Origin of the sequence: Paraburkholderia sp. CNPSo 3076, from assembly GCF_026343935.1 — a bacterium.
In the GTDB taxonomy this organism is placed as follows: domain Bacteria; phylum Pseudomonadota; class Gammaproteobacteria; order Burkholderiales; family Burkholderiaceae; genus Paraburkholderia; species Paraburkholderia nodosa.
On sequence record NZ_JAPMAL010000028.1, the window covers coordinates 22,537 to 36,706 of the forward strand.

Here is a 14,170-nt window from a genome sequence, read left to right on the forward strand (position 1 = left end):
TGTAAAAAGGGCAAGGCGATCAAGCCTTGCCCTTCGTCATTTCTGCGCGGCCCGAACCGGTGGTGCCGCGTACGGCCTCAGCAGCCCGTATTCTTCACACGCTCGACTTCGAGGCCGAACAACGGGCGCAGCTTCGTGCCGAGCACATTGCCGGCGAACGCGCACACGAGCCAGAGCCAGCCGTGCAGGCTGCCTGAGACGATGCCGCTGAAATACGCGCCGATATTGCAGCCGTAAGCGAGGCGCGCGCCATAGCCGAGCAGCAGCCCGCCGATCAGGGCCGCCACGAGCGAGCGCAGCGGAATGCGCCACACCGGCGCGTAGCGGCCCGCGAGCGAGGCCGCGGCCATGGCGCCAAACACGATGCCGATGTCCATGACCGTGGTGACGTCGTGGCTCGCCGGCGCGGCGAGCGCGGCGGCGTTCGGGCCGGCCATCCAGTACTTCCAGCTCGCCACGTCGATGCCAAGCGGTGCGAAGCCTTTCGCGCCCCACAGCGCGAACGCCGAGGTCACGCCCCAGGGCCGGCCTGAGAGCGCGAGCGTCGCGAAATTCAGGATCGCGAGCGCCACCGCGCCAGCGAGCAGTGGCCACGGGCCATACAGCCACGGCGAGGTGTGCGGCGCGCGCGCCTCGTTGACGAGGCGGCCGTGGCGGCGCTTCTCGACGACCACGGTGAGCGCGGCGATGAGCGCGAACACCACGAGGTTGAGCGCAATGGCGGGCGCGGCGCCGAGCGCGTTCACGAACGAGAACGGCTTCAATTGCGGCATCGACGTCCAGAACGGCATGTGCGCCGTGGCGACCACGGAGCCCACGATAAAGGCGATGAGCGTCACGACCATGCGGGTGCTGCCGCCACCGACGGTATAGAGCGTGCCCGAGGCGCAGCCGCCGCCCAACTGCATGCCCACGCCGAACATGAACGCGCCGACGATGACCGACGTGCCCGCAGGCGAAACGAGTCCCGTGACCGGATGGCCGAACAGCGAACCTGCCGCGAGGGCGGGGAAGAACAGCAGCACGCCGATCGCAAGCATGACCATCTGCGCGCGCAGGCCGGCGCCGCGCCCGTCGGCGATGAATACGCGCCACGCCGAGGTGAAGCCGAACGCCGCGTGATAGAGCGTCATACCGAGCAGCGCGCCGACCACGTAGAGCGCCGCCTGACGTCCGCTCACGGTCTGCGCGAGATACACCGCACCGAGCGCGACGAGCAACAGCGCGATGCCTAGCGGCCTGGGATTAATGGAATCAAGTCGGCGCGGCGCGCGCGCGAACGGCGTGGAGAGGTCGGACATGGGAGCGGGGCAGCCTGGAAGACCGCCAGGAAAAACAATCGGCGAAAGCAAAACGATAGCACGAATCGCAAATCGGTCTGGCCGAGCCCCCGGGCCGGCTTTTCGCGACTCGCGCGGGGCCATGAGAAATCGCCGCAAACCCCGTCCAGACGGCGCTTTCCCAGACAGTGGGACGAACCGGCGCTAACCCTCGCGTAGCCCTGCGGTCATCATGGATTTCCCCTATTTAGCGCCGCGCGCAGTGTGCCGTTACGCGAGACGAGGTGCGAAGGCGCGTCGGGCCGCGCGGATTCGCACTGGCTGGAAGATAAAAAACGCAACGGAGACCTCATGCTGGGAAACATCACCATTCGCCGCGGGCTAACGCTCGTCATCGGTATCTTCGTCGCGTTTCTGCTGACGGTGATCGGCGTGTCGTATGGCGCGCTCAAGATCACCAACGACAGCCTGCACGACGCCCAGCGCAGCGCGCAGTCGCTCGACGCCCTCAAGACCAGTTCGGAACGCCTGCTCCAGGTGCGCCTCGCGCTTGGCGGCTACGAGACGCTCTTCAGCGTCGGCAAGGCCACGGACGGCTTGCTCGACAAGGCGCACCAGGTGCTCGTGAATTCGAACAAGGAGTTCGCGCTCTACAGCGCCGGTCCGTTCGACGACCCCGAAGAGGCGCGCCTCGCCCAGGGCGTAAGCAGTGCGCGCGAGGCGCTCGTCTCGCAGGCGCTCGAGCCCGAGTACAAGTCGCTCGTCGACAACGATTTCAACACCTTCCGCACGATCCAGGGCGAAACCGCCGACCGCTACTACGGCGCCTACGCGAAGGCGATCGACGCGCTCGAGAGCTGGCAGGCCGCGCGCCAGCAGCAGGACGCCGACACCGCCGCGCAGCGCTTTCGCCTTTCGCTCATCGTGTTCGGTCTGATCGGCGTGGTGGGCGTGGCGATTGGCGTGTTCGCGCGCGTGGGGCTCGCCGCCGCCGTAGTCAAGCCGGTGAACCATGCGATTCGCCATTTCGAGCGCATCGCCGCGGGCGACCTCACGGTGGACGTGCGGGTGCGCTCGAAGAACGAAATGGGCCAACTGCTGGGCGCGCTGCAGACCATGCGCGACGGCCTCGTGGGCACCGTCTCGCGCGTGCGCGGCAGCACGCACGAAATCACGCAGGGCGCGAAGCAGATCGCGTCGGGCAACGTCGATCTCTCGGACCGCACCGCGCAGCAGGCGGCGGCGCTAGAAGAAACGGCGGCGAGCATCGAGGAGCTTTCGGCGGCGGTGCGCCAGAACACGGACGGCGCGAAGGAGGCGAGCGGGCTCGCCCAGAGCGCGCTCGAAACGGTCACGCGCGGCGCCGACGTGGTGGCCCGCGTGAACGCGACGATGAGCGACATCACGGCCTCGTCGCAGAAGGTGGAGGAGATCACCGGCATCATCGAGGGCATTGCGTTCCAGACCAACATCCTCGCGCTCAATGCGGCGGTGGAGGCGGCGCGCGCGGGCGAGCAGGGCCGCGGCTTCGCGGTCGTGGCGAGCGAGGTGCGCAGTCTCGCGCAGCGCTCCGGCACGGCGGCCAAGGAGATCAAGGAGCTGATCGCGGCCTCGGCGGCGACTGTCAGTGCGGGCGCGCGCCTCGTGGAAGACGCGCGCCGCACCATGGACGAGGCGCGCAGTGCGGTGGCGCGCGTGAGCAGGATCATGACCGAGATCGAGACCGCGACGCACGAGCAGAGCGATGGCATCGAGCAGGTGAACCGCGCGATTGCGCAGATCGACGAGGTCACGCAGCGCAATGCGGCGCTCGTGGAGGAGGCGGCGGCGGCCGCGCAGTCGCTCGAATCGCAGGCCGATTTGCTGCGCGAGGCCGTAGCGGTGTTCAACCTGGGTGGCGCGGGGCAGGCAGGTGCGCGCCCGGCGCATGCCGCTGCGGCGGACACGCGCGCAGGCCGCGGGGGGGCGCGGGCGCTGGCCTGAGCCAGCCATTGCGGGTTGTCCTTGCTGTTGCAAGGACAACTTTCGGCGGTTTTAACCTGAGGTTATACCCCGCGCGCAATTCGCAATTGAGTTCCCCATCGTTCCCGGCGAGACTGGCGGCATAGGCCGTCAGGGTTTGGCCGTCAGCGAAAGAGAACAACGGATCATGCGAGTTTGTGTTTTGGGCGGTGGGGTGATTGGCGTGAGCACGGCGTACGCGCTCGCACGCGATGGACACGAGGTCACGCTCGTCGAACGCCATGCCGACGTGGCGCGCGAAACGAGCCACGCCAATGGCGGCCAGCTCAGCTACAGCTACGTCGCGCCGCTCGCGGACCCCTCCGTGCTGCCCAAGCTGCCGCAATGGCTCTTCTCGCGCGACGCCGCGCTGCGTTTCGTGCCGCGGCTCGATCCGCACCAATGGCGCTGGTGCGCCGCATTCCTGCGTGCGTGCACGCGCGCACGCAGCCGCGCGACCACGGCCGAACTGCTCGGCCTCGGCTTTTTGAGCCAGCGTCTCATGCACGAGGTGGTCGAGCGCGAAGCGCTTTCATTCGACTACGTGCGCAACGGCAAGCTCGTGGTGTATCGCGACGAGGAAGGTTTTGCGGGCGCACGCCGGCAGGCGCAATACCAGGCGAACCTGGGCTGCGTGCAGCACGCGCTCGACGGCGCGGCGTGCGTCGCGCTCGAACCTGCGCTCGCGCATATCGGCGCAGGGATCGTGGGCGGCATTCACACGCCTGGCGAAGAGGCCGCCGACTGCGATCAGTTCACGCGCGGCCTCGCACGCGCGGCGCAGCGCGACGGCGTGACTCTGCAACTTGACACCGAGTTTTCCGGACTGCGAACGAAAGGGCCGCGGGTGCTCGCCGCGCAGACCTCGCGGGGCGACATCGAAGCCGACGCCTTCGTGGTGTGCCTCGGTTTCCAGAGCCAGCCGATGCTCGCCTCGCTCGGCGTGCACGTGCCCGTGTATCCGCTCAAGGGCTACAGCCTCACGCTCCCCAACGCGAATGCGCAGGGCGCGCCGCGCGTCTCGGTCACGGATGCGCATCACAAGGTCGTCTATGCCCCGCTCGGCGAGCGCCTGCGCATTGCGGGCATGGTCGATCTCACGGGCATGAACCCGCACGCCGACGATGCCCGCATCGCGCTGCTCACGCGCCAGGCGCGCGAAACCTTCCCCGACGCCGGCGACTACGAAGCCATTCAGACGTGGACCGGCATGCGTCCCGCCACGCCGGACAGCAAGCCTGTGATTGGAGCCACGCACTTTCGCAACCTGTGGCTCAACACGGGGCACGGCGCGCTCGGCTTCACGCTCGCGCCAGGCAGCGCGCAACTGCTCGCCGATCTGCTGGCGGCGCGCGAGTTGCCGATCAACGGCGACGCCTTCGCGCCGGGCCGCTGACCTCGCTCACTGATTTATCAACGAGGCGTTACTGCAGCGTCGCGCCTTCCTCGCGCACGACCACGCTCGTGCGTCCGTCGATGCTCACCGGCACTTCGCCGCGCACGGTCGCGCGCCGGACGATGCGTCGCGCGTCGCCGTAGTCGTTGAGCGCGTAGTGCTGCGTGGCGCGGTTGTCCCAGATCGCGACGTCGCCTTCCTGCCAGTTCCAGCGCACTGTGTTTTCGAGCCGCGTGACATGCTCGTGGAACACCTGCAGCAGGTGCGCCGAATCGAAAGACGATAGACCCTTGAGCCGCTGCACGAAGTGGCCGAGCACGAGCGTGCGCTCGCCCGTTTCCGGATGCACGCGTACCACGGGATGTTCGGTTTCGTAGAGCTTCGACGTGAAGACTTCGCGGTAACGCTTGAGCTGCGCGCTGTCCGCGTTCGTATGCGTGGACGCGTAGTCGTAGGCGTTGGTGTGGAGTGCCCAGAGCGTGTCGGCGAGCGCGCGCAGCGGCTCGGGCAGTTGCGCGTACGCGGCGGCCGTATTGGCCCACACCGTGTCGCCGCCAAACGGCGGTATCACCACGGCGCGCAGGATCGAGACTTTCGGGTAGGCGTCGACGAAGGTGACGTCGGTGTGCCACGAGTTGGCGCGCGCGCCGTGCAGCGAATCGAGTTCCAGCAGGCTGCCGCCTTCCACCGAGGGCACCGTGGGGTGCGCGACCGTTTCGCCGAAGCGCCGCGCGAAGGCTTCCTGTGCGGTATCGTCGAGATGCTGCTGGCCACGGAAGAACAGCACTTTGTGACGCAGCAGGGCGGCGTTGATCGCGTCGAACGTGGCGCTGTCGAGATCGGCGTGAAGGCGCACACCGTCGATGCGCGCGCCAATGCGGCCCGCGACCTGATGGAGGTCGAGTGCGATATCGGCGTGTTGCTTTGTGCCGGCATGCAAATGTGCGGACGGAACGGAAACGGCGGGGCGCTGCGTGTGAACGTCGGACATCGAAAGTCTCCTCGGCTGGACGTGGAACGCCCATTCAAGCAGGCTTGCGCCGCGAGAAGAACTGACGATTTCTGCGAAGCTATGCGCGCGGTGGCGCGCTATGGATAGCTGCGCGCGTGATTAGCACGCACCAAAAGAAAATGACGCAGACCCGCGAGGGAATGCGTCATTCACAAGATGCTGCAAGGTACGGCTTCTTTACTGCATGTTCGTTGGTAGGCTCGATTGGATTCGAACCAACGACCCCCACCATGTCAAGGTGGTGCTCTAACCAACTGAGCTACGAGCCTGTCGAGGCGCGAATTATAGAGACACTCGCGCGCGCTTGCAAGCGCTTTTCTCGAATCGGCCGAAACGCCGTGTTTTTCGGGCGTGCCTCTACGCGAACTCGCGCGCCAGATTGCGCAGGTTTTGCGCAGGATCGGCGAGGGTTTCGCGGGCGATGCGCGCGCGTTTGCCGATCAACGCCCTCGCGCTGCGCATGTCGCGACCCTGATTCACGGTGATCGCGCCAACCAGCGCACCTTCGTCGTCGAGGCCGAACAGCACGCAGGGCGGCGCTTCCAGCGAACCTCGCGTGAGCCATTCAGGCGCAGCCATGTCGCCCGCGAACTGGATGTTGAGACCGCATTGATCGGTCCAGAACCAGGCCGCTTCGCAGGCTTCGGGTTCGAGGCCGAGCATCGCGCGCGCGGCCGTCTGCGCCTGACGGTTCGCGTTCTCCCACGTTTCGCGGCGCTGATGACGGCCGCTTGCTTCGTCCCACTGGCTGGCGGCGTCGCCGGCTGCGTAGATGTGCGCGTGCGAGGTGCGGCACCGTGCATCGATCACGATGCCGTTGTCGACGCGCAGTCCCGCCGCCTGTGCAAGCGAGGTCTCGGGTTCGACGCCGATGCCGTAGATCACCGCGTCGCCGGCAATGCGCGTGCCGTTTTCGAGCGTCAGCACGAGTTCGCCGTTTTCGCGCGTGGCCGACGCAAGCGGTGAGCCCAGATGCAGCGTCACGCCCCGCGCGCGATGCACATCGCACAGAGGCTCGGTGAGCAGCGGCGGAGCACAACGCGCCATCGCACGCGGCGCCTGTTCGATCACGGTGACTTCCGCGCCGAGATCGACCGCGCTCGAAGCGAGTTCCAGACCGATCACGCCCGCGCCCACCAGCAGTACGCGTTTGCCTTGTTGCAGCACAGGCAGAAGGCGTTGCGCGTCCTCTAGCGTGCGCAGCGTGTAGACGCTCTCGCCGAGCGCGTCGAGCATCGGCAAGCGCCGGACGCGCGCGCCCGTGGCGAGCAGCAGTTCGTCGAAAGCGATCGATTCTCCGTTCGCCAGCGTAACGATCCGCGCCTGTGCGTCGAGCGCGGTCACGGCCACGCCGAGCTTCAACTCGATGTTTTGCGCCGCGTAGTAGCCTTCGCCGTGAATCGCGCAGCGCGCGGTTTGCGGTTGCAGCAGCACGTCCTTCGAAAGCGGCGGCCGTTCATAAGGCGCGTGCGTTTCCTCGCCGATCAGTACGACGCGCCCCGCATAGCCTTGCTGGCGCAATTCGGCGGCGGCGAGCGCGCCCGCCTGGCCCGCACCGACGATGACGAAAGTCGAAGCGTTCATGATCCGTTTCCCGTTACAGATGCAGGCCGCCCGCCGCGTGACGGATGCCGCGAATGCCGAGGCCGGCGTCCGCATTGATCATCACGCCGCTCAGCACGCGATTGTTCGCGCGCGAAGCGAGCATCACGTAAGGCCCGGTGAAATCCGCAGGCTGCGGGAAGAACTGCAGCGGCAGGATGCACGCAATCGCTTCGGGCGAACGCGAATCCATGATGCGCAGGTCCTGCTGGCCGAGCGAAGCGGGGCCGCGCAAATCGCTCGCCATGCCGCAAGGGCCGACGCCGTTCACGCGCACCTTCGGCGCGAGTTCATAGGCCAGCTGGCGGACGATGCCCACGGCCGCATGCTTGCTCGCCGTGTACAAGGGGCCGCCGCCGCCCGGATAGAACGAAGAGTTCGAGAGCGTGAAGATCATGCTGCCTTCGCTCGCGATGAGCGCGCGCGCCGCTGCTTTCGCGCCGAGCAGATAGCCCTTCACGTTGATCGAGAAAAGCTCTTCATAACCGCTGTCGAGTTGCGCAGGCGAGAGATCGACGAGGCTCGAAGCGTGATCCCAGATCGCCGCGTTGCCGATGAAGGCGTCGAGCTTGCCGAACGCATCGACGGCGGCGCTCACGGCGCGCTCGTTGTCGGCGTACGAGGTCACGTCGCCCTGAACGGCGACGACGTTTTGCGCACTGAAGCGCGCTTGCAGCGCCGCGACTTTCCCTGCCGAGCGTTCGAGCACGGTCACGCGCGCGCCTTCGTCGAGAAAGCGCTCGACGAGTGCGAGGCCGAGTCCCGAGCCGCCGCCCGTGATCAGCGCAACTTCGTTGTCGAGCCAGCCCATTACGCGGCCTCCGCTACGTCGACAAAAACTGCGCCGTCAACGCGCGTGACCGGGAACGTCTTGAGCGCTTCGGTCGCAGGCTGGCACAGCGCCGTGCCTGTCTTCAGACAGAAACGCGCGGCATGCAGCGGACATTCGACGGTGCCATCGTCTTCGACATACCCTTCGGACATCGAAGCATTTCCGTGCGAGCAGCGGTCGTTCAGCGCGAACAGTTCGCCGTTCACCTTGAATACGGCGATCGCGGCGGACGGGCCGTCCACCTTGATCGCTTCGCCATCGGACAACGCATCGTCCTGGCAGACAAAAATACGGGCCATGATCAGAAAAGCACACTCAGGTTATGGGAAGTGAGCACCGCCTGGTCCAGCGTGATCTCACGGTTGCACACCTGCCAGCCTGGCGCACCCTCCACGCGGCGCACGCGGTCGATGCGGCGGCCCACGTAGAACGTCTCGTCGCGTTCCTTCTGCGAGCGGTAGAGCGCGTAGTTCACCTGCGCCTCGTATTCGCCGGGCGTTTCGGTGGTGAACGCCCGCAGGTTCGTCACGAGATGGCGCGTGCGCGAAGGCGGTTCTTCTGCCCACGCCATGCCGGTTTCGAGGCGCGCCACGCGGCGTTCGAGCTGGAAATGCGTGTCGTTGAAGATCCACGTGGTGGGCGGCTGCACGCCGCGCCGGCGGTCGCGCGTTTGCGCGTTGACGGTCGTGCGCATGGTGTAGCGAATGTCCTTCGACATGAGGTCGAGCCATGCGCGAAAGCGCCAGCCGTCGAGCAGCGCCGCCTCTTCGAAGAGGAATTGCTCGATTTCGTGATGCAGTTCGAGACCCACTCGCGCGGGCGTGAAAACCGGTTCGGCGACTTCGCTCATTTGAGCACCTCCGCTTCGTAGCGCGCGGTACGTTCGTTCACCTCGTCCCACGTTTCGGAAATCAGCAGGTCTGCCCAGCGCCGGTACATGCCACGCGCAGCCGTCTCCGAGAAAATGTAGTTCGTCATGCCAGGTATGCCGTCTTCGCGCACGCGCTCGTTGCCGAGACCCATTTCGAGGCAAAGCTTCGTTTTGCGCGCGCGGCTGCCGCGCAGCACCTTCTGCACTTCGGCCCAGTTTTCCGAGTCGTCCTGTTCGAGAAAGCCTGCTGGCCCGAACGCGCGCGTCGCGCTGCGCTCGAAGGCGGCCTTGACTTCATCGGACGCTGCCTTGTCGGCGATACAGAACGCCCACACTTCCACCTGGTTGGGGCCGCGCGGATGCCAGACACGCAACGTGGCCGTGCCGTTGAGCCACGACAGCGTCGGGAACATGTTGTTGTGGCCCGCGAGGCGCATCGCGCGCACTTTGCCGAGGCGCGCTTCGGCTTCGGCATAGGTGTCGCGGAAGTACTGCGAGACTTCGCCGTCCACCCACACGTTCGCGTCGGGCTGCTCGGTGAAGAAGAAGCCGCTGCCATGGCCCGCCTGCCCATACTGCAGCGCGTCTTTCGCGGTCTCCCACACCGGGCGCGCCGTTTGACCCGTGCCCAGCGCCTTGTCGGCTGCGCCTTCCTTCGCGCCGAGCACTTCGATGGCGGACGCATGCGTGAAGAGCGCGTGATACTGATCGCTCGCGAACTGCTCCGCTGGAAATTTCCAGTTGCAGTCGATCACCCACTTGTGCACGCCGCCCACGATCTCGGTTCCGCCTTCGCGGCGGTCGAGCACGCCGTCCAGATACCAGGCGATGTCGCCCATATAGGTTTCGAGCTCGGGCGCGCTTGCATCCCAGTTGCCGAACACGAGGCCCTTGTACACCGCCACACGCGTGACCTCCTGCAAGCCCCATTTCTCCTTGCACAGGCCCTGCGGATAGGCGCGCGGTTCGAGCGGCACGTCGATGAGCGCGCCGTCCACACCGTACGACCAGCCGTGATACGGGCACGTGAACGCGCGCGTGTTGCCGCAATCGGCGTGGCTCACGCGCATCGAGCGATGGCGGCACTGATTGAGGAAGGCCTTGATCGAGCCGTCCTTCTGGCGCACCACGACGATGGGGTCTTCGCCCATGTAGGTATTGAAAAAGTCGCCGGCTTTCGGTATTTGACTGACGTGGGCGAGAAAGAGCCAGCAGCGGCCGAAAATACGCTCGAGTTCGAGCGCGTAAATGTCGGGGTCGGTATAGATCGACGACGTGACGCGGCCATTTTGCGCGTCTACGAGTGCATCGATGTCGATGATTGCGGACATGCGAGTCTCCTCCGTGGCAGCATTCCCCTTTTGGCGGAGAACGCAGACGGATGATCGTTGCTCGCTTGGCCGTTGTGAAATATTTTGTTTGTTGCCACTAAGACTTCGAAACGATAACTCGAGCATGGAACTGAGACACCTGCGCTACTTCATTGCCGTTGCCGACGAACTCAGCTTCACACGCGCGGCGCAGCGCCTGCATACGGCGCAGCCCTCGCTGAGCCAGCAGATCCGCAACCTCGAAGACGAAGTGGGCACGCCGCTCTTCGAGCGCACGCGCCGCAAGGTGGAATTGACCGACGCGGGCAAGGTGTTTCTCGCCGAGGCGCGCCTCGTGGTGGCGCAGGCCGACCGCGCGGTGGCGCGTGCGCGCCAGGTGGGGCAGGGGCGCGCGACGGTGACGATCGGTTTCGTGCCCGCAGCGGAGATCCGGGTTTTCCCGGTGATTTTGCCGCGTTTGCGATTGCGTTTTCCCGAGGTGAATGTCGAGTTGCGCAGCCTGCCGACGGCCGAGCAGGAAGACGCGCTATTGCGCGGCGATATCGACGTGGCGTTCATGCGCCGGCCCGTTGTTTCGCCTGAATTGCGCAGCGAAGTCGTGCTCACCGAACCGCTCGTGGTGGTGCTGCCGAGCGGTCATCCGCTCGCGAAGCAAAAGCGCATCGCACCGGCGCAACTAAGCGGCGAGCCGTTCATCAGCACGCATCCGCAGTTTTCGGGGCAGGTGCACAGCGTGGTCGAGGCGTATTGCGAGGCGCACGGGATCGAGCGCAAGGTGGCGCAGGTCGCGACCAATATTCTGCTCAATCTGAATCTCGTGGGGATGGGGCTCGGTTATGCGCTCCTGCCCGCGTATGTCTCGTCGCTCACGAGTCGCGCGATCTGCACGCGCCCGCTCGAAGGCGAGCCGCCCACCATCGACTTGCTGATGGTGTCGCGCAAAGAGCCGCATGCAGCGGAGCTGGAAGCGTTGTTCGAACTCGTGCGCGAGAACGAAGCTTAACGCTTCGTATTTTCCTCCTGCGCCTCTAACGCCGTCACCATTTCCTGCGCGGCGCGCTGCAACTCGGGCACGAAGCGGCGCACGGCCTCCGCCGGATTGATGGCCTGCTCCAGGTAGATCACATTCAGGCTTGCGAGCACGCGCCCATGCGCCTCGATGGCCGTTGCGAGCGCACCGATCTTGCGCTGGTCCGCCCAGTCGCCGTGGTTCGAGCCGAAGCCGTCCGCGCGCGTCTGGCGCACGAGATTGCGGATATAGGCCGTGTCGCTGGCCAGTTTTTGCTGTTGCTCGCCGCCCGCACCCGCGCGTAACAGTTCCAGGATGTCTTCGCGCTCCGCCTCGGGACACATCGCAAAGTACACGCGGCCGGCCGCCGTGAGCAGGATCGGCAGGCGGCGGCCCACCATCGCGCGGTGAAACGAAAGCGGGCTGAAGCGGTGCGTGGTCTCGCGTATCACCATGGAGTCGCCATCGGGTGTCGTGAGGTCCGAAGGCCACACGGTGCGCTGGAGCATTTGCGCCATGATCGGCGGCGCGATGGTCGCGATCAGCTCGTCGTCGGTGAAGCCTTCGCTCAGGCCGCGCACGTTCATCGTCAGACGAAAGCTGTCGTCGGAAGCGCTGCGGCGCACGAACTTCTCCTCGACCAGGGTTTCCAGCAGGCGCCTCACGGTCGTGCGATGCAGGCCCGTTGCTTCGCTCAGCTGCTGGCTCGTGGCGCGCCCGTTCTCCATGGCGTTGAGCGCCTGGAGCACCTGCAGGCCGCGCGCCAGCCCCCGCACGTTTGCATACTTCGTCATAAAAAACTCCTTAAAAATCAACTATGTGCATTCTATGCACATTTCTCTAAAAATGTTGAGCGCGCATCGGGCGGAACCTAGACTCGCTTCCATTCACCGCACTGTGACAAAACGTCCAACCCGGTGATCCGTTTTCAGGCACCCCTGTCAGCATCCGCAGCGGCTCCATAAGCCGCGCGAGAAGGAGACACATGAACACCCCCCTCGCCCACGAGGCGGATACCGTCCGCCCTCGCCAGATCGCCACCGACGTCGCCATCATCGGCGCGGGTCCGGTCGGCCTCATGATCGCCAATATTCTCGGCCTGCAAGGCGTGCGTGTCACGCTCGTCGAGAAGCTCGACCAGATCATCGACTACCCGCGCGCCATTGGTCTGGATGACGAAGCATTGCGCGTGTTTCAGTCCATTGGTCTTGCCGATGCGCTGCTGCCGCACACCACGCCCGACCACTGGATGCGCTTCGTCACGAAAGACGGCCATTGCTTCGCCTCGATCGAGCCGCGCACCGACGAATTCGGCTGGCCGCGCCGCAACGCGTTCATTCAGCCGCTCGCCGACCGCGTGCTGTATGAAGGGCTCGCGCGCTTCGAGCATGTGGACGTGTTGTTCGGCCACGCGGTCAACGCATTCGAGCAGGACGCGCAGGGCGTGACGGTCGACGTGAGCGACGCGAACGGCGAGCGCCGCACGATCCGTGCAGCGTACCTCGTGGGTGCGGACGGCGGCCACAGCTTCGTGCGCCGCGCGCTGAACGTGCCGTTCGAAGGCCGTACGAAACCGAATCAATGGATCGTGGTGGACGTGCGCAACGACCCGATCGGCTCGCCGCATATCTACATGCATTGCGATCATCAGCGCCCGTATGTGTCGGCTGCGCTGCCGCACGGCATTCGCCGCTTCGAATTCATGGTGATGCCGGGCGAGACGGAGGAAGAACTCTCGAAGCCCGAGAACATGGCCGCGCTGATCCGCAAGGTGGTGGCGGACCCCGACAAGGTCGACTACATCCGCAAGCGTGTGTACACGCACAACGCGCGCCTCGCCGAAACGTTCCGCGTGGACCGCGTTCTGCTCGCGGGCGACGCCGCGCACATCATGCCCGTGTGGCAGGGCCAGGGCTACAACAGCGGCATTCGCGACGCGAATAACCTGGGCTGGAAGCTCGCGATGGTCGCGAAGGGCCAGGCCGATGGCCGCCTGCTCGACAGCTATACCGTGGAGCGCCGCGCGCACGCGCGCTCGATGATTCACCTCTCCGAAGTGGCAGGCGATATCTTCGCGCCCACCACGTGCTTCGGCGCGCGCTTTCGCGACACGTTCGTGCGTTACATGAATGTGTTCCCCGCGGTGAAGCGCTACTTCGTGGAAATGCGCTTCAAGCCGATGCCGCGCTATGAAGCGGGCGTCGTGCTGCTGCCGCCGCCGCAAAAGACGGGCGGCTGGCTCGCAAGCCTGCTGGAGCGCTCGGGCAACTCGGCGCCGGGCCGCCTGCTCGGCCTGATGAGCCAGAAGCGCGACTCGCTGATCGGGCGCCTCGCGTACGGTCGCGATCCGCTCGCGGCCTCGCCGGTGGGCCGCATGTTCATCCAGCCGCGCGTGCGCCTTGCCGATGGCCGCGTGGTGCGCCTCGACGACGCGATCGGCAACGGCTTCGCGGTGCTCGCCTGGGGCGCGGACCCGACCTTCGGCCTCACGCCGCAAGCTCGCGCGCTGTGGGAGCGCCTTGGCGCGCGCTTCGTCTTTGCGAAGCCCGATGTGCAGCTCGACTACGCCGACGACGTGCCCGAGGGCGTGCTCGCGCTCGGTGACGTGCAGGGCCGCCTGAAGGAGTGGTTCAGCCGTCTGCCCGAATCCGTCCTGCTGCTGCGTCCGGACCGCTTCGTCGCGGGCGTGTGCACGCCGCAACAGGTATCGGACTCGATCGTCGAACTCGCGGGCAAGCTCGGCATGACTGACGCCGCCTTGCATGGGGCGAGCGCCGCTGCCCCGCAACACCGTCCCGTGCGCGGCGTGGCCGTTGCGCGCACAGCAGGAGCATGA

General features: G+C 66.1%; 12 protein-coding genes and 1 tRNA gene. 4 read left to right on the forward strand and 9 right to left on the reverse strand.

What is annotated here, in order from left to right; translation table 11 throughout:
* Positions 1-77: 77 nt before the first annotated feature.
* Positions 78-1,301, reverse strand: a complete 1,224-nt coding sequence (locus tag M3A49_RS29345; protein WP_266232134.1) for a YeeE/YedE family protein — start codon at positions 1,299-1,301, stop codon at positions 78-80.
* Positions 1,302-1,631: 330 nt separating this feature from the next.
* On the opposite strand from M3A49_RS29345, the gene M3A49_RS29350 reads away from it, so the two are divergent.
* A complete protein-coding gene (locus M3A49_RS29350) occupies positions 1,632-3,263 on the forward strand; it encodes a methyl-accepting chemotaxis protein (RefSeq protein ID WP_266232135.1) in 1,632 nt (543 codons plus the stop codon).
* Positions 3,264-3,429: 166 nt separating this feature from the next.
* Positions 3,430-4,677: a D-amino acid dehydrogenase gene (locus M3A49_RS29355; RefSeq protein ID WP_254358087.1), complete on the forward strand. Its 1,248-nt coding sequence runs from the start codon at positions 3,430-3,432 to the stop codon at positions 4,675-4,677.
* A 28-nt stretch (positions 4,678-4,705) separates the two neighbouring features.
* Here M3A49_RS29355 and M3A49_RS29360 read toward each other — a convergent pair whose 3' ends face one another.
* From M3A49_RS29360 to hcaE, 7 genes are all read right to left on the reverse strand, one after another.
* Entirely contained in the window at positions 4,706-5,668 is a 963-nt protein-coding gene (locus tag M3A49_RS29360; RefSeq protein WP_266232136.1) for a TauD/TfdA dioxygenase family protein, read from the reverse strand.
* A 213-nt stretch (positions 5,669-5,881) separates the two neighbouring features.
* Positions 5,882-5,958 (reverse strand) — tRNA-Val (locus M3A49_RS29365).
* Between the two features lie 88 nt (positions 5,959-6,046).
* A complete protein-coding gene (gene hcaD, locus M3A49_RS29370; RefSeq protein ID WP_266232137.1) occupies positions 6,047-7,273 on the reverse strand; it encodes a 3-phenylpropionate/cinnamic acid dioxygenase ferredoxin--NAD(+) reductase subunit in 1,227 nt (408 codons plus the stop codon).
* Positions 7,274-7,286: 13 nt separating this feature from the next.
* Positions 7,287-8,102 carry a 3-phenylpropionate-dihydrodiol/cinnamic acid-dihydrodiol dehydrogenase gene (gene hcaB, locus M3A49_RS29375; RefSeq protein ID WP_266232138.1) on the reverse strand — a complete coding sequence of 272 codons (816 nt, stop codon included), beginning with the start codon at positions 8,100-8,102 and terminating at the stop codon, positions 7,287-7,289.
* Positions 8,102-8,422, reverse strand: a complete 321-nt coding sequence (gene hcaC, locus M3A49_RS29380) for a 3-phenylpropionate/cinnamic acid dioxygenase ferredoxin subunit (protein ID WP_266232139.1) — start codon at positions 8,420-8,422, stop codon at positions 8,102-8,104. Before hcaC ends, hcaB begins: the two co-directional genes overlap by 1 nt.
* A 2-nt stretch (positions 8,423-8,424) precedes the next feature.
* Positions 8,425-8,973 carry a 3-phenylpropionate/cinnamic acid dioxygenase subunit beta gene (hcaF, locus tag M3A49_RS29385; RefSeq protein WP_266232140.1) on the reverse strand — a complete coding sequence of 183 codons (549 nt, stop codon included), beginning with the start codon at positions 8,971-8,973 and terminating at the stop codon, positions 8,425-8,427.
* Positions 8,970-10,325, reverse strand: a complete 1,356-nt coding sequence (hcaE, locus tag M3A49_RS29390; RefSeq protein WP_266232141.1) for a 3-phenylpropionate/cinnamic acid dioxygenase subunit alpha — start codon at positions 10,323-10,325, stop codon at positions 8,970-8,972. The genes hcaF and hcaE overlap by 4 nt, the downstream gene beginning before the upstream one ends.
* Positions 10,326-10,449: 124 nt before the next feature.
* Here hcaE and hcaR point away from each other — a divergent pair, with 124 nt between their 5' ends.
* Positions 10,450-11,328, forward strand: a complete 879-nt coding sequence (hcaR, locus tag M3A49_RS29395) for a DNA-binding transcriptional regulator HcaR (protein WP_266232142.1) — start codon at positions 10,450-10,452, stop codon at positions 11,326-11,328.
* On the opposite strand, the gene M3A49_RS29400 is transcribed toward hcaR, so the two are convergent.
* Complete coding sequence (locus tag M3A49_RS29400; RefSeq protein ID WP_254337365.1) at positions 11,325-12,128, reverse strand: DNA-binding transcriptional regulator; 804 nt, start codon at positions 12,126-12,128, stop codon at positions 11,325-11,327. The two genes, hcaR and M3A49_RS29400, sit on opposite strands and share 4 nt — an antisense overlap.
* Positions 12,129-12,319: 191 nt before the next feature.
* Between M3A49_RS29400 and M3A49_RS29405 the strand changes: the two genes are divergently transcribed.
* Positions 12,320-14,170, forward strand: a complete 1,851-nt coding sequence (locus tag M3A49_RS29405) for a bifunctional 3-(3-hydroxy-phenyl)propionate/3-hydroxycinnamic acid hydroxylase (protein WP_266232143.1) — start codon at positions 12,320-12,322, stop codon at positions 14,168-14,170.